Annotated in this window: 19 protein-coding genes; 5 read left to right on the top strand and 14 right to left on the bottom strand. The window is 70.7% G+C overall.

The features are described from left to right. Positions 1–21: 21 nt before the first annotated feature. The 3 genes from ACFY3V_RS35690 to ACFY3V_RS35700 all read right to left on the bottom strand — a co-directional run bounded on the left by ACFY3V_RS35690 (position 22) and on the right by ACFY3V_RS35700 (position 2,621). Positions 22–210, bottom strand: coding sequence for a hypothetical protein (locus ACFY3V_RS35690; protein WP_389779600.1), 189 nt, complete (start codon positions 208–210; stop codon positions 22–24). 90 nt (positions 211–300) lie between these two features. Further along, a complete protein-coding gene (locus tag ACFY3V_RS35695) occupies positions 301–1,041 on the bottom strand; it encodes an aspartate/glutamate racemase family protein (RefSeq protein ID WP_389779602.1) in 741 nt (246 codons plus the stop codon). Next, positions 1,041–2,621: an NCS1 family nucleobase:cation symporter-1 gene (locus ACFY3V_RS35700; RefSeq protein WP_350945753.1), complete on the bottom strand. Its 1,581-nt coding sequence runs from the start codon at positions 2,619–2,621 to the stop codon at positions 1,041–1,043. Before ACFY3V_RS35700 ends, ACFY3V_RS35695 begins: the two co-directional genes overlap by 1 nt. A gap of 224 nt (positions 2,622–2,845) precedes the next feature. On the opposite strand from ACFY3V_RS35700, the gene ACFY3V_RS35705 reads away from it, so the two are divergent. Then, positions 2,846–3,463 carry an XRE family transcriptional regulator gene (locus ACFY3V_RS35705; protein ID WP_350945803.1) on the top strand — a complete coding sequence of 206 codons (618 nt, stop codon included), beginning with the start codon at positions 2,846–2,848 and terminating at the stop codon, positions 3,461–3,463. 135 nt (positions 3,464–3,598) lie between these two features. Here ACFY3V_RS35705 and ACFY3V_RS35710 read toward each other — a convergent pair whose 3' ends face one another. The 3 genes from ACFY3V_RS35710 to ACFY3V_RS35720 all read right to left on the bottom strand — a co-directional run bounded on the left by ACFY3V_RS35710 (position 3,599) and on the right by ACFY3V_RS35720 (position 5,576). After that, entirely contained in the window at positions 3,599–4,336 is a 738-nt protein-coding gene (locus ACFY3V_RS35710) for an SRPBCC domain-containing protein (RefSeq protein WP_389779604.1), read from the bottom strand. An 83-nt stretch (positions 4,337–4,419) separates the two neighbouring features. Beyond that, positions 4,420–4,563: a hypothetical protein gene (locus tag ACFY3V_RS35715; RefSeq protein WP_389779606.1), complete on the bottom strand. Its 144-nt coding sequence runs from the start codon at positions 4,561–4,563 to the stop codon at positions 4,420–4,422. 206 nt (positions 4,564–4,769) lie between these two features. Further along, positions 4,770–5,576, bottom strand: a complete 807-nt coding sequence (locus tag ACFY3V_RS35720) for a TetR/AcrR family transcriptional regulator (RefSeq protein ID WP_389779608.1) — start codon at positions 5,574–5,576, stop codon at positions 4,770–4,772. Between the two features lie 85 nt (positions 5,577–5,661). Here ACFY3V_RS35720 and ACFY3V_RS35725 point away from each other — a divergent pair, with 85 nt between their 5' ends. The 4 genes from ACFY3V_RS35725 (at position 5,662) to ACFY3V_RS35740 (ending at position 8,187) form a co-directional block, all read left to right on the top strand. Continuing rightward, the gene (locus ACFY3V_RS35725) at positions 5,662–6,642 is read left to right on the top strand and encodes an ATP-binding cassette domain-containing protein (protein WP_389779610.1); all 981 of its coding nucleotides are present in this window, start codon (positions 5,662–5,664) and stop codon (positions 6,640–6,642) included. Next, on the top strand, positions 6,639–7,457 hold the full coding sequence (locus tag ACFY3V_RS35730) for an ABC transporter permease (protein ID WP_389779612.1): 819 nt from the start codon (positions 6,639–6,641) through the stop codon (positions 7,455–7,457). Before ACFY3V_RS35725 ends, ACFY3V_RS35730 begins: the two co-directional genes overlap by 4 nt. 158 nt (positions 7,458–7,615) lie before the next feature. Further along, entirely contained in the window at positions 7,616–7,840 is a 225-nt protein-coding gene (locus ACFY3V_RS35735) for a hypothetical protein (protein WP_389779614.1), read from the top strand. A 2-nt stretch (positions 7,841–7,842) separates the two neighbouring features. Beyond that, positions 7,843–8,187, top strand: a complete 345-nt coding sequence (locus tag ACFY3V_RS35740) for a DUF1036 domain-containing protein (RefSeq protein ID WP_362905387.1) — start codon at positions 7,843–7,845, stop codon at positions 8,185–8,187. A gap of 207 nt (positions 8,188–8,394) precedes the next feature. On the opposite strand, the gene ACFY3V_RS35745 is transcribed toward ACFY3V_RS35740, so the two are convergent. The 8 genes from ACFY3V_RS35745 to ACFY3V_RS35780 all read right to left on the bottom strand — a co-directional run bounded on the left by ACFY3V_RS35745 (position 8,395) and on the right by ACFY3V_RS35780 (position 19,766). Beyond that, a complete protein-coding gene (locus tag ACFY3V_RS35745) occupies positions 8,395–10,815 on the bottom strand; it encodes a penicillin acylase family protein (RefSeq protein ID WP_389779617.1) in 2,421 nt (806 codons plus the stop codon). A 439-nt stretch (positions 10,816–11,254) separates the two neighbouring features. Beyond that, complete coding sequence (locus ACFY3V_RS35750; RefSeq protein ID WP_389779619.1) at positions 11,255–12,985, bottom strand: GTPase family protein; 1,731 nt, start codon at positions 12,983–12,985, stop codon at positions 11,255–11,257. Beyond that, positions 12,982–14,952, bottom strand: a complete 1,971-nt coding sequence (locus ACFY3V_RS35755) for an ABC transporter (protein ID WP_389779621.1) — start codon at positions 14,950–14,952, stop codon at positions 12,982–12,984. Before ACFY3V_RS35755 ends, ACFY3V_RS35750 begins: the two co-directional genes overlap by 4 nt. 262 nt (positions 14,953–15,214) lie before the next feature. Beyond that, complete coding sequence (locus ACFY3V_RS35760) at positions 15,215–15,913, bottom strand: response regulator transcription factor (RefSeq protein ID WP_386207601.1); 699 nt, start codon at positions 15,911–15,913, stop codon at positions 15,215–15,217. Between the two features lie 108 nt (positions 15,914–16,021). After that, on the bottom strand, positions 16,022–16,579 hold the full coding sequence (locus ACFY3V_RS35765; protein WP_389779624.1) for a hypothetical protein: 558 nt from the start codon (positions 16,577–16,579) through the stop codon (positions 16,022–16,024). Positions 16,580–16,615: 36 nt separating this feature from the next. Continuing rightward, the gene (locus ACFY3V_RS35770; protein ID WP_362905397.1) at positions 16,616–17,896 is read right to left on the bottom strand and encodes an ABC transporter permease; all 1,281 of its coding nucleotides are present in this window, start codon (positions 17,894–17,896) and stop codon (positions 16,616–16,618) included. Then, positions 17,893–18,624: an ABC transporter ATP-binding protein gene (locus ACFY3V_RS35775; RefSeq protein WP_350945763.1), complete on the bottom strand. Its 732-nt coding sequence runs from the start codon at positions 18,622–18,624 to the stop codon at positions 17,893–17,895. Before ACFY3V_RS35775 ends, ACFY3V_RS35770 begins: the two co-directional genes overlap by 4 nt. Continuing rightward, on the bottom strand, positions 18,621–19,766 hold the full coding sequence (locus tag ACFY3V_RS35780; RefSeq protein ID WP_389779627.1) for an efflux RND transporter periplasmic adaptor subunit: 1,146 nt from the start codon (positions 19,764–19,766) through the stop codon (positions 18,621–18,623). The genes ACFY3V_RS35775 and ACFY3V_RS35780 overlap by 4 nt, the downstream gene beginning before the upstream one ends. Positions 19,767–19,907 lie beyond the last annotated feature (141 nt).

The following is a 19,907-nucleotide window of genomic DNA, read 5'->3' on the forward strand; positions in this document are numbered from 1 at the left end:
CCCAAAACCCGACACCTTGTGTCATGTTTCTTCCCTGGTCTTTGAGGCGACGTCGTCGGTCGTGGTCACCTTGAGCGCCTTGAGCGTCTCCGTGAGCTGCTCATCCGTCGCGACGACCGCGCCACCCCCGGCACCCGGCTTCTGTTGTTCGGTGCCGCCGGCTTCATGCCCCAGCTCCGGGAAACCGTGCGGGAACGCGCGGACGTACAACTCGTCGACCTGACCCGCCTCTACGAGGGTTCCTGAGCAGCCGGTGCCCTGTCCCGCGATGCTGAGGGACAGGGCACCGGATCTCGTACGTCAGACGGAGAAGTCGCGGAGCAGGCCGGTGTATTTCTTGGAGCGGGGAGGGGCGAACTCGCCTCGGGTGCTCGTCCGCAGGCCGAGGGAGACGAGCGACTCGACGAGCTTGGTCGCCACGGTGACGCCGTCGATCACCGGGACGCCGACCGCGCGGGAGACGTCCGCGCAGAAAGAGGCCATGCCCGCGCAGCCGAGCACGATCGAGTCGCATCCGTCCCGTTCCACAGCCTCCGCGCACAGGGCGGTCACCACCTTGCGCGCGTCCGAGGAGGGGTCGTCTAGCTCGAGTACGGGGATGTCGCAGGCGTGCACCCCCCGGCACGCGCCCGCGAAGCCGTACCGGGTGGCGAGGTCCCACGCCCGGCCCGTGGTCCTGGCGAGGGTCGTCACGACGCTGAAGCTCCGGCCGACCAGGGTGGCGGCGTGCATGGCCGCCTCGGCGATCCCGACCACCGGCCCCGAGGCGAGCTCGCGGGCGGCGTCGAGGCCGGGGTCTCCGAAGCAGGCGATGACGTATCCGTCCGCTCCCGCCGCCTCGCCCGCCGCGATCTCCGCCAGCAGGCCGGGCACGGCGAGGGCCTCGTCGTAGTGGCTCTCGATCGACTCCGGGCCCATCGCCGGGTTCACGGCCGTGACGACGGTGGACGGCGCCGCGACCGCCCGGGCGCATCGGCCGATGTTCTCGGTCATGGTCCGGGCGGTGTTGGGGTTGATCACCCGGAGGTCGACGCGGGTCATCAACCGACCAGGGTCGTGCCGTCCGACACCCGGTCGGTGTCACGGTCGAGACCGCCGATCCTCGGCGACATCCGCTCCAGCACGGTGAACGCCACGAACCCGAGCCCGCAGCCGACGAACCAGCTGTAGTCGGCGATCCAGGTCACGTCGATCGTGGTGAGCTCCAGGTCGAGCAGCATCTTCGGCACGAGCACCGACACGATCGCGGGGACCCCGCTGAGCACCGTCGCCCAGACCGCGTTCGGGTTGTAGCCGCCCTGGAAGAAGTAGCGGCCGGTCGCCTCCAGGGTGAACATGTCGTCCACCCAGATCCGCTGGCGGCTCACGATGTAGTAGCCGGAGATCAGGATCCCGAACAGCGGCCCGATCAGGGCGCCGAGGATGCCGAGCGTGTAGTGGATGGCGTCGGGGTTGCTGTACCAGTTCCACGGTGTGAGCAGCACGGAGCCGACCGCCGCGATCATGCCGCCGGTCCGCCAGCTGATCTTCTGCGGGTTCACGTTGGAGAAGTCGAACGCCGGGGAGATGAAGTTCGCGACGATGTTGATGCCGATCGTCGCGATGACGAAGGTGAGCCCGCCCAGCAGGATCGCGAACGGTGTGTCGATGCGCTCGACCGTGTGGATGGGGTCGGTGATGAGCTCGCCGAACACGGGCACGGTCGCCGACGCGGTGATCACCGTGAGCAGCGAGAAGAACAGGAAGTTGATCGGCAGCCCGAGGAAGTTGCCCTTCTTCACCGCCGCGAACGACTTCCCGTACCGGGAGAAGTCACCGAAGTTCAGCATCGGCCCCGAGAAGTACGAGACGACGAGGGCGATCGCGCTGAGCATGACCGGGATGGACGCGCCGAAGTCGAGGTTCTCGCCCTCGGAGAGGTCGAGGCTGATGTTCTCCCAGCCCGCCTGGCTGACCAGGTAGACGGCGAGCACGACCATGACGACGTAGACGGCGGGTCCCGCCCAGTCGATGAACCGCCTGATCGCCTCCATGCCCTTCCAGAACACGGCCGCCTGTGCCACCCAGAGGATGGCGTAGCAGATGTAGCCGAGCGCGGACAGGCCGAGGAAGCCGCCCTCGTTCAGCGACGCCGACGCGGGCCAGAACTTGAGGAAGATGATGATGAGCGACTGGGAGGCGAGGTAGGTCTGCACCCCGTACCAGGCGATCGCGATGAGCCCGCGGATGATGGCGGGGATGTTCGCGCCACGCACCCCGAAGATCGCCCGGTTGATGACCGGGTACGGCACACCGGTGACCTGGCTCGGCTTGGCGACCAGGTTGCAGAACACGTTCACGATGACGATGCCCACGATCAGGGCGAGGAGGACCTGCCAGCTCGCCAGCCCGAGGGCGAACAGGCTGCCCGCGGTGACGTAGCCGCCGACGCTGTGCACGTCGGACATCCAGAAGGCGAAGATGTTGTACGAGGACCATCTCTGCTCGCGGAGCGGGGCGAGGTCCTCGTTCGCGAGCCGGGGGTCGTAGTCGGGTTTGACGAGGCCGTCGCCGACGGGCATGCCCGCGGCCTCGACGACGTCGTGTAGTTTCGGCTGGGACGGTGCGCTGTGTTCGGTCATGTCGGCTTCCGTGGGGGGTACGGTGCGGGAGACCGGTGTGTCCCGCGCGCGGGTGTGCCAGGGCGGAAGGTGCTCGGGATTGACGCAGTTGCCCCCGCAGGGGCTGTGGCGTGGGCTGTTAAGTGGTCACTTAACAGCTGCCGTCAATGTATGCCTTGACACCCGACCCCTAATTTCGGCCGCGTAAAGGCCTTGTGACAATTGGCGTGGAGGCCGTGACAGCCATGACCCCGGAACCCGGCGCGGAGATCGAGGCGATCACGAACGAGCACCTCGGCCGCAGGCTCCGCGAGCTGCGGCTCCGGTCGGGGATGTCGCTGCGTGCCCTGGCGCGCGAGCTCGGCATCTCGCCCAGCGCCGTCTCCCAGATCGAGCTCGGCACGATGCGGCCGTCCGTCAGCAGGCTCATCGCCTTCGTCTCCGCGATCGGCGTGCCCCTCGCGGCCGTGTTCGACACCGCGGAGGCGGCCGACGCCGACCCGGCGGGGCCGAGCGCGCCCCCCGGGTTCGCCATCCGGCGCTCGTGGGAGGTCGCCCCCATCCGGCTCAGCGGCGGCATCACCTTCCGCAGGCTCTCGCCCGCCCCCTCACCCGACGTCGAGTTCTTCGAGTCGACCTATCCGCCGAACTCGATCTCCAACGCGCACGGCCACTTCCTCAAGCACGAGGGCTACGAGGTCGGGACCGTGACCAGGGGCGAGCTCACCATCGACTTCGAGTCCGAGGTCGTCACCCTCGCCGAGGGCGACTCCATCACCTTCCCGTGCAGCCGCCCCCACATCATCGGCAACCGCTCGGAGACCGTCACCGCCGTCGCGACCTGGCTCATCGTCCACCACTGACGGAGACGACGCGACCGTGTGAACGCCCGTGGCCCACCGGGCCTTCGGCGGAAGGTCCGGTGGGCCACGGTTCGCGGCCGGCGGCCGAGGTGAGTGTTTCCACGATCGTCACGGCCGGATGAGCGGTCGGACGGCTCAGGCGTAGACGGACGCGAGCCACTCACCCCAGGTCCGCTCGGCGTCGGCCTGGTCGACCTCGGTGAAGAGGTGGTGGCCGGTCATGATGACGCCGTCGCCCCCGACGAACCGCAGCAGCGCGTCGTCGGTGCGTACGCCCAGGAAGCTGGGGGCGAGCACCGTGTCGACCACCCCGTCGACGCCCTGGCCCGCGACCGCGAGATGCACCTTGTCGCCCTCTTCGACCTGCTCGGACAGGCCCAGGGCGTGGGTGAGGCCGGCCCAGGCCAGGTCCTGGTCGGGCTGCTGCGGGGCGAACGCGGTGACCGGCACGGCGGTGCGTCCGCCGAAGTGCTCCAGATACTGGGCGAGGGTCCGCAGGTAGAGCGGGTTGCCCTTGCGGAGCGCGTCGTACTCCGCCTCCCAGTCGCCGGTCAGGACCCCGCTGTGCACGAACCGCAGCACGGCGCCACCGCCGTCACGGCCCTCGACGAGATATTCGAACGCCATGAAGGCGCCGTCCTCGTCGGGCTCCGAAGCGTAGGCGAACCGGTGCGGCGGCTCCCAGGCGGTGACCGTGGAGTCACCGCTCACCCCGGGCATCGTCATCGACGCCCTGCCACCTTCGCGGGGCTCGATCTCGTTCTTGCCCATGAACCACGCGTCGACGCCGGGGCCTGTCGCGATCGCCTCCCAGACCTGCTCGGGGGTCGCCTGGAGGTCGACATCGTGGGTGAGGCGGAATTCGTGCGACATATCAGGACTCCTTGATGTCGTTGGTGTCGTTGCCCCGCCTCGCTCCTCGACGAACTTCACGAGGCCGTGGCGCTGGAGGGTCTTCAGCTCTGCCGGGACGACCCGGTGACCGCCGCGCGACCGGTCGCCGGGTGCCGCTCGACCGGCGCCTCCGGCGGCCGCACCCGGATCGGATCGAGCGCCGCCTCGGCGACGCCGACCTCTTCGGCCGCCCCGCCTTCGAACATGTTCTCTACAATATCGACCGACGACTCACACCGTCAATACAAAAAAAGTTGTCGGTACTGGACGGGCTCCACGACACCGGAACAACCGGGGCGTCACCGGTCCACCGCTCGCCTCGACCTGTTCACGACTCGACGCAGCCCGGCCCTTCGCCCGACACCCGACGTGAGGCCGGGCCACCACATGTCCTGTTCGCCCGTTTCACTTCTCACGCCCTCTTAAATGGTCGACGACCGGCTTGCCCTGGCCCGTCTTGTTCTTCCCGCCCTTCTCGGTGCGCCGACACCGGAGACTCGGCCGTTGACGGGAGGGCCGCGGCGATGCAGTCGAGGACGCGCTGGAGCCCGTACCGGAACTGTTCGTCGCGGCTCAGGTGGGGGTGGCGCGCCTCCATTACGATCTTGGTGAAGATCGGGTACTCACCGCTCTTCACCAGCCGGTCGACGTACGAGTGGCTCCGCGCCATCCACTCCGACTCACTGAGCCCGCTGCGGCGGAACTCCCCGGCCGAGCTGATCTCCTCGCGGACGTTGCCCTCGATGTAGCTGTTCAGCATGGCCATGAGGGCGAGGTTCTCGTCGATGGAGACGAAGGCGTCGAGCACTCCCATCAGCCGCTCGATCAGAAGCAGCTGGCTGGGGCCGAAGCCGGGGAGTGACCGCTGCACGGCGGCGATCCACGGGTGCCTCAGCCACATGGCCCGCCACTCGTTGGCGTAGCGGGTCAGGTCGGCGCGCCAGTCGCCGGAGGGCATGCCCTCGACGTCGATCTCGCCCATCAGCCGGTCGGCCATGAGCTCAACGAGGTCGTCGCGGCTCGGGACGTACCGGTACAGGGACATCGCGCCGGCGCCGATCTCGGCGGCGATCCGCCGCATGGTGGCGGCCTCCAGCCCTTCGGCGTCGGCGATCCGGATCGCCGCCTCGGTGATCTGCGCGCGGCTGTAGACCGGTTTCGGCCCGCGGGCCGGGCGCTCGGGCCGCATCCAGATGCTCACATGCTCGGCGTCGGGCACCGCCCCACCTCCTTATTGCGTACATGGTACCCAATGGCTTAGCGTGACCACCACAACCGCGTACAACGTACCCAGTGGAGGGATCGTGAACGACCCGATCGTGGTCGCCGAAGGGCTGCACAAGTCCTTCGGCGACACCCGTGCCCTGCGAGGGCTGGACCTGAGTGTTCCGAGAGGAACGGTCTGCGGCCTGCTGGGGCCGAACGGCGCCGGCAAGACGACCGTGGTGCGCATTCTGACGACCCTGTCCGACCCCGATGCCGGGCACGCCCGCATCGCCGGATACGACGTCGTCCGCGAGGCCGGCGAGGTGCGCGCCAGGATCGGGCTCGCGGGCCAGTACGCCGCCGTGGACGAGAAGCTCACCGGCCGCGGCAATCTGCGCATGTTCGGGCGCCTCTACCACCTGCCCCGGCGCGAGGCGCACCGGCGGGCCGATGAGCTGCTGGAGCGCTTCGGTCTGACGGACGCCGCCGATCGGCCGGTTCTCGGCTACTCCGGCGGCATGCGCCGCCGGCTCGACCTGATCACCTGCCTCATCCTGCGCCCCGAGGTGCTCTTCCTTGACGAGCCGACCACCGGCCTGGACCCGCGCAGCCGCGGCGAGATCTGGGACGGCATCCGCGAGCTGGTGGCCGACGGCACCACGGTGCTGCTCACCACGCAGTACCTGGACGAGGCCGACCGGCTGGCCGACGACATCGCCGTCGTCGACCACGGGCAGGTGATCGCCACCGGCACGCCCGACGAGCTGAAGGCCACGATCGGCGACCGCCTCGACGTCACCCTCGAAGACCCCGCCGCCCTGCCCGCGGCGATGACCGTCCTGAACACCCTCACCGGGACCGATCCCACGACGACGGGCGCCGACCGGCTCAGCGTCGTACTGCCCGGCGCACCGCCTGTCGCGTCACCCGGCGCACCGCCCGACGGCCGCCTCCGGCTCGCCGACGTCGTGCGCGAACTCGACCGCGCCGAGGTCGCCGCCGCCGACGTGAGCCTGCGCCGCCCCACCCTCGACGAGGTGTTCCTGCGCCTCACCGACCGCAAGGAGACCGTGCGATGACCGTCCTCACCTCACCGCTGGGCCGCCTGCGCTGGACACTCACCGACGGGCTGACCCTGGTCGGCCGCGAGCTGGGCCGGCTGCGGCAGGAGCCCGGGCAGATCGTCGCCGCGCTGGTCTTCCCGGTCGTCATGGTGGTGCTGTTCGGGTACGTCTTCGGCAGCGCGATCCAGGTGCCGGGCGGCGGCGACTACCGCGAGTACCTCATGCCGGGCCTGTTCGCCATGGTGACCTTCACCGCCGCGCAGGGGACCATGGCGCGGATGGCCGCCGACACCTCCCGCGGCGTGATGGACCGCTTCCGCTCCATGCCGATGGCGCGCCTGGCGGTGCCGTTCGGGCAGACCGGCGCCGACTCCCTGGTCGGCGTACCGCTGCTGGCCGCCATGGTGACCACGGGCCTGCTGGTGGGCTGGCGACCGCACCACGGCCTGATCCCCACCGTCGAGGCGTTCGCGCTGATCATACTGCTGCGCTACGCGCTGAGCTGGGTGGGCGTCTACCTGGGCCTGGTGGTGAAGGACGAGCAGGTCGCCGACGCGATGGTGCCACTGTTCCTGCCGATCACGATGCTGTCCAACGCGTTCGTCCCGACCGACGGCATGCCCGCCTGGCTGCGATTCGTCGCCGACTGGAACCCGGTGAGCGCGCTCACCGCCGCCTTACGGGAGCTGTTCGGCAACCCGGGGGCCCCGGCAGGGAACGTGGCCTGGCCACTCGCGCATCCGGTGACCACCGTCCTGCTCTGGTCGGCCGTGCTGCTGGCGATCTTCGTCCCCCTGTCGCTCCGCGCCTACACGCGCAGCGGGCGCTGAACGCTCCAGGCGTCCTCCAGCGGTCGTCCGTGGAACGGTGACAGTCCTGTGGCCGTCATGCCGCAGGGCTGCCACCGAAAATGAAAACGATTCTTTACATGACCTTGAAAGTGACTGTATGTTGTCAACCAATCACTCTACGAACTCAACGAATGTAGGTGAGCACCATGCCGGAAAACGGCACAGAGCGCCCCCCCGACCCCCGGGTGGCGTTCGTGGACGCGGAGTCGGCCCAGACGGGCGAGACGAGCGAGCGGCCCGGGACGGCCGACCGTGCCGCCGTCGCCGCGAAGACCGATGACCATCTCCCTCCCCTCGCCGATCAGCCGATCGACGACAAACCTCTCGCCGCGCGATTCACCGAACCGGAAGAGGAGGAGTAGAGATGCAGCTGCACTTCCGCAACCGCTACACCTCCAAGGTGTGGGTCGCGATCATGTTCTACAGCCCCGTCGGCTGCCGCGACTACGGCCAGTGGGGCACCCGGGGCTGGTGGGCCATCGACCCGGGCGGTGAGGCGTTCGTCCTCAACACCGACAACCGCTACGCCGCCTTCTACGCCGAAGCCGCCAACGGAGCCGTCTGGACCGGTCCCTACGGCCCGATGTACGTCTACCAGAACGCCTTCGACTCCTGCATCAACATCGGCAGCACCGCCGCGAGGCGCGTCGGCACCCGACTCGTCGACATGAACGGTTATGCGCGCTACTACGTGAATCTCACCGCCTGACGCGCTCCCCTCACCTGACGCGCCGCCCGGCCCCGACCGGCCCCGCGCCACAGTGAGAGCGGACGCGGGTGAGCGCCTCCTGAGAGACGGATACCAAAATTCCCTTCTCAAGGTCCGTCCCCCCTACGCGCAGGAGGCGCTCGATCCCAGCCGGGCGACCCGCGTCAAGCTCCGGGCTCAGATGTCGAGCATCCCGGCTCCGAGGATTCAGCGACGCGGGGTGAGCAGGAAACGATCCTTCGCGTTGAGTTCCACGGCGGCGCGGCTGTAGAGCAGCGGGAAATACTCCCCCTTCTGCCAGGGTTCCGCCAGGTCGCGATAGTGCGGGCTCCGGGGGTCACCCGACTGGCCGGGAGCGTTGATCGCCTGCGACCTGTCCCAGTCGCCGACGTCGAGCACCATCTTGAACGTGGGGCCCGACAGGGGAGCGTAACTGCCCGGCAGATAGTTCGACGCCTCCACGGTGTTCCACGAGCCACCGCGCGGGAAGGGGCCCACGTCCTTGCCCGTCGGATGCCCGAACGTGAGCCGCTGGATGTCGCCCCACTTCCAGGTGGCGGGATCGGGGCCGAGCCGACCGACCAGTTCGTCGTAGGCCGCCGCGAGCGAGGTCTTGAGAATGCGGTCCCGCACCGCCGTTCCCCCGGCGCCGAACCACCGGTCAGGGTTGTCCATCGCGTCGAAGAGCAGCAGCGGGTCGTGGATGAAGATCTGCCTCGCCACGTTCTCCGGCAGGACCTCGCGGGCGAACGCCGGCTCCAGATGGCCACTGAACCACGTCTCGAACAGGGCGGCCCGTCCCGAGTCCGCGCTCGTGACCGCGTCGTAGGTACGCAGCAGTTCGAGCGCCCGCGCCGTCGACGGCTGGTCGCTCGTGATGCCCGCGAGCAGCCGCACCAGTCTGCGGGCCGGGATGGAGACCTTGTCGCTCTGCAGCGCCGCCGAGTCGGCGGGCGAGGTGCGCGACCGGGAGGAGAGCACCTCGACGATGCGCTCGTGCCGGTACGGGGAGGCCCACGAGTCGAACCCGACCTTCAACGGGTGGTCCTTGGGCATGTTGAACTCGTTGGCGGAGGCGACGATCCCCTTGGCCGGGTTGTAGGAACGCGGCAGGCGGGCGCCGTCGTGGAAACCGGCCCAGTCGTAGCGGCCGTCCCCCGGCACGGGCAGCAGGCCGTCGTACCCGATCCTGTTCGGTGCCAGACCGCCCGGAACCCACCCGATGTTGCCCGCGACGTCGGCGTAGATCTGGTTCTCCGGCGGCCCGCCCCAGGTGCGCATCGCCGTCGCGAACTCGTTCCAGTTACGCGCCCGCATGTACTTCATGCTGCCGAAGTAGGGCGTCGTGCCCGGTTGCAGCCAGGTCGTACGCAGGGCGTAGGCGAGATTCCGCTCCCGATCCACCTTGATCACCGGACCGTGGCGGGTGAACGAGAGCTCGGTGCGCTGTGCCCGCTCGCCTGCGACCGGCACGTTCTCCGTGACGGTCCTGAAGCGTTCCCACCCCTTGCCGTACCGGTAGCGTCCCGGGTCGCCGGGATCGAGCTGATAGACGTAGAGATCCTCCTGGTCGACGCCGAAGATGGTGAGCCCGAACGCCACGGTCCCGTTGTGCCCGATGGAGATGCCGGGCAGGGCGGGCTCCCCCGCCCCGATCACGTCGAGGCCGGGTGCCGACAGGTGGGTGATGTAGCGCAGCGCGGGCGCCTTCATCACCCGGTGCGGGTCGCTGGCCAGGATCGGACGACCCGTCGTGCTGCGCGCCGGCGCGACGGCCCAGGCGTTGCTGCCCTCGGAGAGGGCGGGCCCCGGTGGCTCGGGGACCGCGCGGACCTGGCCGTTCTGGAAGACGACGCTCTGGGTGGCGAGCTGGTAGGTGCCGAGCACGTCCGGAGGAATCGCGCACGGGTCGAGCCCGTCGGGCACCACGGTCTTCCACTCGGGCTCAAGCTTGCGCATGAGCGGGTCGACAGCGATGCCGCCCGCGCAGACCGCGCGGGCGCGGTCGACCTCGGAGGTCAGATTGATCGCCAGGCTGTGGCTGCGGATCCGCACGACGTCCTCGGGAGACCATCGCGCGGGCGCGTACCCCAGCTCGCGAAACTCCTGCGGCATCGCCTCCGGGGTGCGCTTCAGCCAGTCGACGTAGGCGTTGATCCCCTCGGCGAACCGGGTGGCCGCCTTCTTCGCGTCGGGACCGTAGCTCTGCCACTCCTTCTCCATGTCCCCGCGGTAGAGGAACAGCCTGGCCGCCTGGTCCTGCTTGAGGTAGGCGGGGCCGAGCACCTCGGACAGAAGCCCGAGGCCGCGACGGCGCCACAGGTCGATCTGGAACAGGCGATCACGGGCCGCGTTGAACCCCTGCGCGAGATACAGGTCGGCGGTGTTCTCCGCGTAGATGTGCGGCACACCCCACCGGTCCACCAGCATCCGCACCGGCCGCTCCAGCCCGGCGACCGAGAAGACCGAGTCCGCGCCCGTCACCCCTTTCGCGCCCGCCGGTCCCGCCCGGCCCGCCGGACTCTCCGCCCCCGTCGGCCCCTCCGCGCCCGCCGCCTGCGGTAACAGGCCGGCGCCGAGGGCACCGCAGACGGCCAGCAACGAGGCCGTCCTCCTCCATCGCCGCATGTCGCTCCTCTCGTCGGCCGGCAGCACGAGGCATGCCGGCGATGTGGGGCTCGCCCAGGCCGCACATCGAGCGCGGACGCGCGTTCCCGCGTCCCATCGCCCCCGCGAAGGATCACGACGCCGTCATCACAGCCGCGGCTCCCCAGCCCCCGTCACCGCAACTGTGGCGCGCCCTCAGTGCCCCGTCAGCCCTTGTTCGCCCCCTTAGAGCCCCTTCAAGGGAGCCCTTTCACGAGGAAGCGCCGTCCACGAGGAAGCCTCCGCGCAAGAGCGCGCCGGATCACGACAAGCGCCATCAGAGCCGCCGTACGTCGACAGCCGAGGACCGTCCGCCGCCCGTGACCACCCGCCTGCTCGCGCGCTCCGTCAGGACTGTCCGCCACCCGCGGGCTCCGTAGGGACCACCCGCCTGCTCGCGCACTCCGTGAAGAGCGCCCGCCTACCCGCGGGCTCCGTCCCCGGCCACTGTGACCGCCTCGGTGAAGTGCCGATACCTGGTCAGCTCCTCTTCCACCGGCTCCAGCACCAGCTCGCGGCCGACCCGGTCGACGCTCGACCGCAGTGCCTTCGCCGCCTTGCGTGCTCTGCGCCGTCCGCCGAACCAGGCGGCCGCCCGGGAGAGCAGCGCGATCAGCAGGCCGAGCAGCACGCCCCCGACCAGCAACGTGGTGGGCCAGGGCAGTTCCCCTGCGGTCGGCAGGTAGAGCTGCGGGAGCCGGAGATAGTCGATGGCGACCAGGGCGAGCAGCCAGATCCCTCCGGCGACCACCGTCGCGAGCGCCAGCCACTGCGCCAGCCCGGCCAGCCGCCACCACAGGGGGCGCTTGGAGACTCCGAGCGAGGTGGTGGCCACCGCCCGGTCCAGGCTGTCCTCCAGCTCGTCCCCGCGTGACCTCGCCGCCTGCCGCACGGCGGCGGCCCACGGCGCGGGAAGCCCGGCGGAGGCGGCCCCCGCAGCCTCGCGAATCGCGGTGTCCATCCGGGAACGCTGGACGACGGTCGCGACGGGGATGGACGTCCTCCCGACGACGCCCTGCGGCTCTCCCGGCTCCCCCGCACCCCCGGCGGTCCTGCTCGCGGTGTCCAGGCGGAGGCGGCGAAGCGGATCGGGCCGCAGGCGGCGGACCCATCGGGTGGGCGGCCATCCGGTGGCGGCGACCGAACGGTGCCGGTGGGACTTGGCCACGGCCTCGACGACGGCCGGCACCCCTGCGGCCTGCGACAGCGCGTCCCTCAACGGCCTCGCCAGGCCGTCAGGCCCGCCCGCGACGCCCGGAGGGGTCTCGCCGGGGGCGACGCCGGACGCCCGGAGGAGCGCGTCGGCCGCCATGCCCGCGTCGGCGGCGAGGCGGGCGGACCAGGACCGCCGGTCGGCGACCCGGGAGGTGAGCAGCGAGCGCAGCTCGGGGATGCCCGCCCCGGTACGGGTGGACACCCCGACCACCGGGACACCGGTCAGGCCGTCCTCGTCGAGGAGCCGCCGGAGGTCCTTCAGGCAGCGCTCGGCGGCGGCCGGTGAGAGCCGGTCGATCTGGTTCAGGACGACGACCATCACCCCCCGGTGCCTGGCCAGCGGCCGGAGGTAGCGGTCGTGGACGGCCGCGTCGGCGTACTTCTGCGGGTCGAGCACCCACACCAGCAGGTCGACCAGCTCGACGAGCCTGTCGACCTCCAGCCGGTGCGACGGCTCGATCGAGTCGTGGTCGGGCAGGTCGAGCAGGATCAGCCCGGCGGCCGCCTCGTCCATCCTCGCCACCTGCCCCGAGCCGTCCGACGGCCGGTCGGCGGAGGGCGAAGAAGCACCGGATGCGTCGAGGAGCTCGTGGCGGCGGGGGATCTCCAGCCAGTCGAGCAGCGGCCCCGCCCCGGCGCCCTCCCAGAGGGCGGCCTGGGCGGTCGAGGTGGTCGGGCGGGTGACGCCGACCGTGGCGAGCGAGGTGCCGGACAGCAGGTTGAACAGGGAGGACTTGCCGCTGCCCGTGGCACCGGCCAGCGCGACCGCGGTGTGGTCGACCGACAGGCTCGCCCGTACCCCGGCGCGGGAGATCACCGAACGGGCCGCGCTCACCGCCTCCGCGTCCAGCCTCCCGTCGGCCAGATCGGCGGCGCGCGCCAGCGCCGTCAACCGGTCGTCCAACGAGACGGCCTTCTCCCTTCGCAGCAGCTTCACGCCTGGCCCGCCTCTCCCTTACCGGTGGTTCGCGGAACACCGCCGGGCGCACGGGGGTCGCCGGGCCTGCCGGACGCGTTCGGGGCGTCGTCATGCGCGTGCGGGACGTCGCCGTGGACGCGGGGGACCTCGCCGGGCGCGCGGGGGAGACCGCCGGGCGCGTGCGGGAGTGCGTCGGACGGCCTGCGTGATTCCTCCACGGTCCTCGGGACGGAGCCGGCGGGCAGGGCGGCGCGGCGGTCCGCGACGGGGAGCTCGCGCAGGTGCTCGCGTACGGCGTCGGAGGCGGCACGCAGGGCGGGGGCGGTGCCCTCGGGAGGCTGGGCGGCGTCCAGCAGGTCGGTGAAGCGGTCGGCGTCCTCACTGAGGAGGATCGCGACGCGGGCACGCAGGTCGGTGCGGGCCTTGACGGTGAGGTCACGGACGGCCTGGTCGCCGAAGACGGCCTCCAGGACCTTCTGGCTGAGCACGCCGGTGCCTCCGGCGATGCCGACCTCGATGCCGGTCAGGCCGCCGGTCGAGGCGAACACCGCGATCATCAGCAGCAGCCCGGCCCCGTTGAGCCCGAAGGAGGTGATGCGGGCGGTCGTGCGCTTGTCCGCCCCCTCCTCGCGGACCAGGTCGAGCACGTACGACTGCCAGCCCCGCACGGCCTCCTCCGCCTTCGCGGGCAGGTCGGCGGAGGCCCGGCCGAGACGTCCGGCCACGGCGACCCCCTCGCGTTCGAGGAGTGCCCGCCCCGAGGGGTGCGACGACCAGGACTCCAGGAGGCGCTCGGCGGCGCCGTCGGCCGAGGCCCTGATCAGTGCCTCCACGCCGCTCTCCAGCGCGGTCCGCAGCTCGCTCTCCGGCGCGGGCCGCCCGGTGACGAAGGCGACCACCCGGTCTCTGAACCTGCCGACCCGGCTCTCCAGGGAGCGCATCAGGTCACCGGTACCGACGAAGTCCTGCCAGCGGGCCAGAACCTCGCCGCGCAGCAGCGACCCGTCCCGCATGCCCTCGTCGAAGGAGGCGAGGCCCACCGCGTAGGCGGCGTCCGCCATCGAGCGGAGCTCCTCGGCCTCGGTGTGCTGACGGTCGACCGCGGCCGCGAGCGCGGGCACCCGGGTGGAGAGGCTCTCCAGCGCGCCGGACAGGGTCTGGCGTACGACCTCGGCGCGGGAACGGGAGTCGGCGGCGATGGTGGTGAGCCAGTCGGCGATCGGCTGAACCGCCTGGCGCGGCAGGCGGGCGTTCTCGTCGGGCAGTGTCAGCTCGGGCACCTCGAAAAGGCGCGTTCCGCCCAGGCCGTTCGCCTCGAGCAGCCGGTTCAGGTCCTTGCGCACCACGCCCATCGCCTCGGGGGGAACCCTGGACAGGACGACGGCGAGGGCCGTGCTACGTTCCCTGGCCGAGCGCAGGAAGCCCCAGGGAACCTCGTCCGCGTACCGGGCGGCGGTCGTGGTGAACAGCCACAGGTCGGCGGCGGCGAGCAGTTGGGCGGCCAGTTCGCGGTTCGCGGCGACGATCGAGTCGATGTCGGGGGCGTCGAGCAGGGCGAGGCCGGGCGGGACGGTGGCGGCGGTGACGATCCGGAGCGTGCCGGGCTCGCCCCTGCCGCTCCCGGTGACGCGCGGCAGGCCGGGCAGGACGTTCTGGGCGGTGAACCACTCGCGGTCGACGGGGCTGGTGACGAGGGTGGGTGCCATCGTCGTGGGCCGCAGCACCCCCGGCTCGGAGACGTCCTCGGCGACCAGGGAGTTCACCAGCGTGGACTTCCCCGCCCCGGTGGATCCGCCGACGACGGCGAGCAGCGGAGCGTCGATCGCGCTCAGCCGGGGGATCAGGTAGTCGTCGAGCTGGCCGGTCAGCTCGCGCAGCGCCCGGCGGTCGGCCTCCACGTCGCCGATCGCGAGGGGGAACAGCTCGCGGTCGAGGTGCCGCCGCAGCTCCCGCAGCGTCTCCAGAAGACCGTCGTTGTCACCCATACGGTCGATCCTGCCCTGCCGAGGCCCCTCTAGACGTGTTTGGCCCCACCGCTGGACCGGGTTACGGGGGCGAACTCGGTAAAGCGGTGGGGCCCAGCCCTCGGATCTCACCCGGGGGTCATGCCGAGCTCGTCTCCCCCGCAGCTGGAGGCGAGCTCGAACCCGCTCGGATGCTTCCGAGGTGATCGGGGGTCGTGCAATGCCTATTTGAACACACAAACCTCAGAAACGGGTCATGTAGAGCTGAATATCAGCTGAAAATTCAATCACTGTGGGGCGGTCGCAGCACATAGCCGACCCCGCGAAGGGTGTGGATGAGCCGGGGCTCGGCCGTGTCGACCTTCCGGCGCAGGTAGGAGACGTAGGACTCGACGACCCCCGCGTCACCGCCGAAGTCGTAGTTCCAGACGTGGTCGAGGATCTGCGCCTTGGACAGCACCCTGCCGGTGTTGACCATGAAGTAGTGCAGGAGCTTGAACTCGGTCGGCGACAACCGCACCGGGATGCCGGAGCGCCAGACCTGGTGCGCCTCCTCGTCCAGCTCCAGGTCGCCGACCTGGAGGCGTACCGGCAGGTCGAGATCCCCCCTGGTACGGCGGAGCACGGCCCGGATGCGGGCCAGGACCTCCTCCAGGCTGAAAGGCTTGGTCACGTAGTCGTCGGCCAGCCGCAGCCCCGCCACCTTGTCGTCGGTGCCGTCCCGCGCGGTCAGGAAGAGCACCGGCATCTGCCCGCTCATCTCCCGCAGCCGTCCCGCCACGGCGAAACCATCCATGTCGGGCAGCATCACGTCCAGCACGACCAGGTCGGGACGGATGCGCTCGGCGAAGTGCACGGCCTCCCTGCCGTCCACCGCGGTCACCACCTCGAACCCCGACAGGCGCAGGCTGGCCGAGAGCAACTCCCTGATGTTCGGTTCGTCGTCCACGACCAGCAATCGGGCTTCCACTCTGTCCAGCACACTCCGAGACTCGCCCACCTCTCTGGAACGCAGCTCAGCCGGGGCTGAACGTTTCCTGAGAGACCTCTCAGTACCTTTCCCGGAGAAACGCGGCCGTCACGACCGGGTTCACCGGCGCCCGGCGCCCTCGTTGATGTCGGTCGCGGTCACCGAGCCGTCATCGGCCGGTGTCCCCCGCACGACGACCGTGCCTCCGGGTTCGAGGTCGGTGACCTTCCCTTCCTTCGTGACGCGTACGGACGTCTCGTCGGTGGTGTTCACGGTCACGACCGAGCCGTCGACCGTCTGGACGTAGACCTTGCCACCCTCGACCCGCTGCACCGTACCGACGGTCATGCCGCCCCGGCCACCGCCCTGACCCCCTTGGCCGCCCTGACCCCCTTGGCGCCCCTGGCCGCCGCCGAAGCCGCCGGGGCCGCCGGGGCCGCCGGGGCCCGCCTGCCGCATCACCGCCTCGGCGATACCGGACGGGCCGCCCATCGCCTTCTGCGCCTGAATGCCCACGATCACCCCCGCCACGAGCATCACCCCGGCGCCCAGCACGAGGGTGAGCGTCGACAGGCGGCGCCGCGGCCGGGCCGCCAGTTCACCGTCCAGGTCTCCCCGGAACGGGGAACTCTCCAGATCCCTGCCCGCCGGGACCGTCTCGTCGGCGTTGCCGCCCATGTGTCTCTCCTTCCTAAGTCGCGTGAGCCGTGCGGGTCATTCGTGACGCAGGGCCTCGATGGGCCGGAGCTTGGCGGCCCGGTTCGCCGGGTAGCCGCCGAAGAACAGTCCGATGCCCACGGAGACGCCGAGGGCGAGCGCGATCGAGGACGGTACGAGCACCGGTGAGATGCCCGCGATCGTGAAACGGGTGCCGACGAACGCGACCGCGACGCCCGACAGACCGCCCACCAGGCTCAACACCGTCGCCTCCAGCAGGAACTGGCCGAGAATGGCGCTCCTGGGCGCGCCGATGGCCTTCCTGATGCCGATCTCCCTCGTCCGTTCCGTCACGGTGACGAGCATGATGTTGGTGATGCCGATGCCGCCCACCAGCAGGGAGATGGCGGCGACCGCGCCGAGCAGGGCGGTGAAGATCCCGATGGTCGAACCGATCGTCTCCTGCAGGGTGGCCTGGTTGAGGATCCGGTAGTCCGCGACGCCCGCCGGGGTGATGCCGTGCCGCTGGTCGAGCACGGCGGTCACCTCGGCCTGCGCGGAGTCGGTCGTGTCGGCGCCGGTCGCCTGCACGATGATCGAGCCGAGCGCGCCGAAGCCGGTCAGGCTCTGCTGCATGGCGGGCAGCGGCACGACGGCCACGTCGTCGGCGTCCTGCATGCCCGACGAACCCGACTCCTTGAGCACCCCGACCACCGTGAACGGCACCCCGGAGACGCCGACCTGCCTGCCGACCGGATCGGCGGCGCCGAACAGTTCCTCGGCCACGGTCCGCCCGATGACCATGATCTTCCTCGCGGCGAGCACGTCGTCGTTGACGAAGTAGGTGCCGCTCTCCACGGGCCTGTTCGTGGCCTCGAAGTAACTGGGGTAGGTGCCCACGAGCTGCGCGATCGTGTGACTCGCGCCCTCGTGGACGGCGGTGGCCGCGTTCGCGGTCACCACGGGCGACACGCTCCGCACCGAGGGAACCCGCTCGCGGTCGGTGAGCGCCCTCGCGTCCTCCAGGGTGAGCGGCCTGGCCTGGGTACGCGGTCCGTCGTTCTGGCCCCCGGCCACCCGGCTCCCACCACCTCCCCCTCCCCCGAAGGCACCGCCACCGCCACCACCGCCTCCGGCGAAGGACGCCGAGACGGTGAGGGTGTTGGCGCCGAGCCGCTGGATGGACTGCTGGATGCTCTGCGAGGCCCCCTCGCCGAAGGCGACCAGCAGGATCACGGCCGCCACCCCGATGAGGATGCCGAGGGTGGTGAGGAAGCTGCGCAGCTTGTTGGCGGCCAGTCCCCGGAGTGCGAACCTCAGGATTTCGAGCCGGCTCACGCGGTGACCTCCGGCACGCGGGGCGGAGGGCCGTCGACGGGGGCCTGACGGCGGTCCTCGACGACGCGACCGTCCACCAGGCGGATGACCCGCTTGGCGTGGGCGGCCACGTCGTCCTCGTGGGTGATGATCACGATCGTCCTGCCCGCGACGCTCAGGCGGTCGAAGATGCCCAGTACGTCCCCGGTGGAGGCGGTGTCGAGGTTGCCCGTCGGTTCGTCGGCGAGCAGGAGGGCGGGCGCGGTGACCAGTGCCCTCGCCACGGCCACCCGCTGCTGCTGGCCGCCGGAGAGCTCGTTCGGCTCGTGGCCGACCCGGTCGGACAGGCCCACCTGCTCCAGGGCCGCCAGGGCGCGGGCCCTCCGGTCGGCGGCGCCGACCCCGCCGTACGCCATGGGCAGCTCGACGTTGGCGAGCGCGCTCATCCGGGGGATGAGGTTGAACGACTGGAAGACGAATCCGATCTTCCGGTTGCGGAGTACCGCGAGCCTGCGCTCGTCCAGCGAGCCGACGTCGGTGCCGTCGATGCGGTAGTCGCCGGAGGTGGGCACGTCCAGGCAGCCCAGGATGTTCATGAGCGTCGACTTGCCGGAGCCCGAGGCGCCCATGATCGCCACGTAGTCGCCTCGGTCGACGCCGAGCGACACCCCGCGCAACGCCCGGACCTCGGCGTCTCCCCTGCCGTACACCTTGGTGATGTCCGTGAGAGACAGGACGGGAACGGTCATCGGCCGATACCTCCCCCGCCACCGCCGTTGCGGCCCCCGCCACCGCCGAGGCCGGGGAAGCCGCCGCCCTGCCGGGTGGTCTCCGTGGCCGTCGGGCGGACCACCTGGTCGCCTTCCGCGAGCCCCGATCTGATCTCGGTGAGTGTGTCGCCCTTGATCCCGGTCTCCACCTGCACGGGCACCTGTCGGCCGTCCCGCAGTACGGTCACCGTGCTTCGCCCGCCCGTCGTGGAGATCACCGTGGAGGAGACCGCGAGCACGTCCTCCGCGCGCTCGACGACGATCCCGACCGTGGCCGTCTGGCCGAGCCTCACCTCCTTCGGCACCTCGGTGAAGGAGATCGTCACCGGGTATCTGACCACGTTGTTGCCGATGGTCGCGGTCGGCTGGATCTGGGTGACCTTCCCCGAGGCGGTGACGCCGCTGAGCGCGTCGAACCCGATGGAGGCCGCCTGGCCGACCTTGAGCCTGGTGACGTCGGTCTCGGTGAAGGTGCCGACGAGTTCGAGTCTGCGGGTGTCGGCGAGGTCGATGAACCCGCCCGAGGCGTTCGCCGCCCCGTCCGCGTTCGCGGAGGCCCCGGAACCGGCCGCGGTGGTCCCGGTGGTCGCGGTGGTCCCGGTCCTGGAGGCGCCGCCCGAGGATCCGCCGACCGTGCCGTTGACGGCGGTGACCGTACCGGCGAACGGCGCCTTGATGACGGTGCCGTCCACCGCGCGCTTCGCGGCCCGGTAGGTGTTCCTCGCCGTGACGTACTGGGCGTAGGTTTCGGCGGTCGAGGTGTCGTCGTCCGCGGTGTCGAGAGCGGCGGCGGCCGCGTCCAGGCTCTCCTGCGCCGACTCGTCGTCCAGCCTGGCGAGGATCTGTCCCGCGGTGACCTTGTCCCCGGCCTTGACGTAGATCTTCTCGACGGTGCCGTTCGTCCCGAAGGACAGCGATCGCGCACGGGCACTGGACACGGTCCCCGACGCGGATACGGAGGCGGAGACCGTGGCCCTGGTCACCGGAACGGTCCGCACCGCGACGTCCGCGGACGAGGTCTCACCGCCGAGAGAGGAGTAGGCGATCACCACTCCGCCCAGCAACAGGACCCCCAGGGTCCCGTTCACGATCAGCGCTCCGCGCTTGGTCGACAGCTTCACAGCGCCTGACCCTGGCGCACCAGGCTTGGACCTACCCCGGCGAAGGCTGAAGGTTTCCTGCAGACTTCGTCGTACCGCCGGTGATGCACAGCAAACCTTCAGGGACCTGTGAGCATGCTGTGAATCAGACGGTCCAGGATG

The organism is Streptosporangium sp. NPDC000095 (assembly GCF_042899335.1).
Taxonomy (GTDB): Bacteria; Actinomycetota; Actinomycetes; order Streptosporangiales; family Streptosporangiaceae; genus Streptosporangium.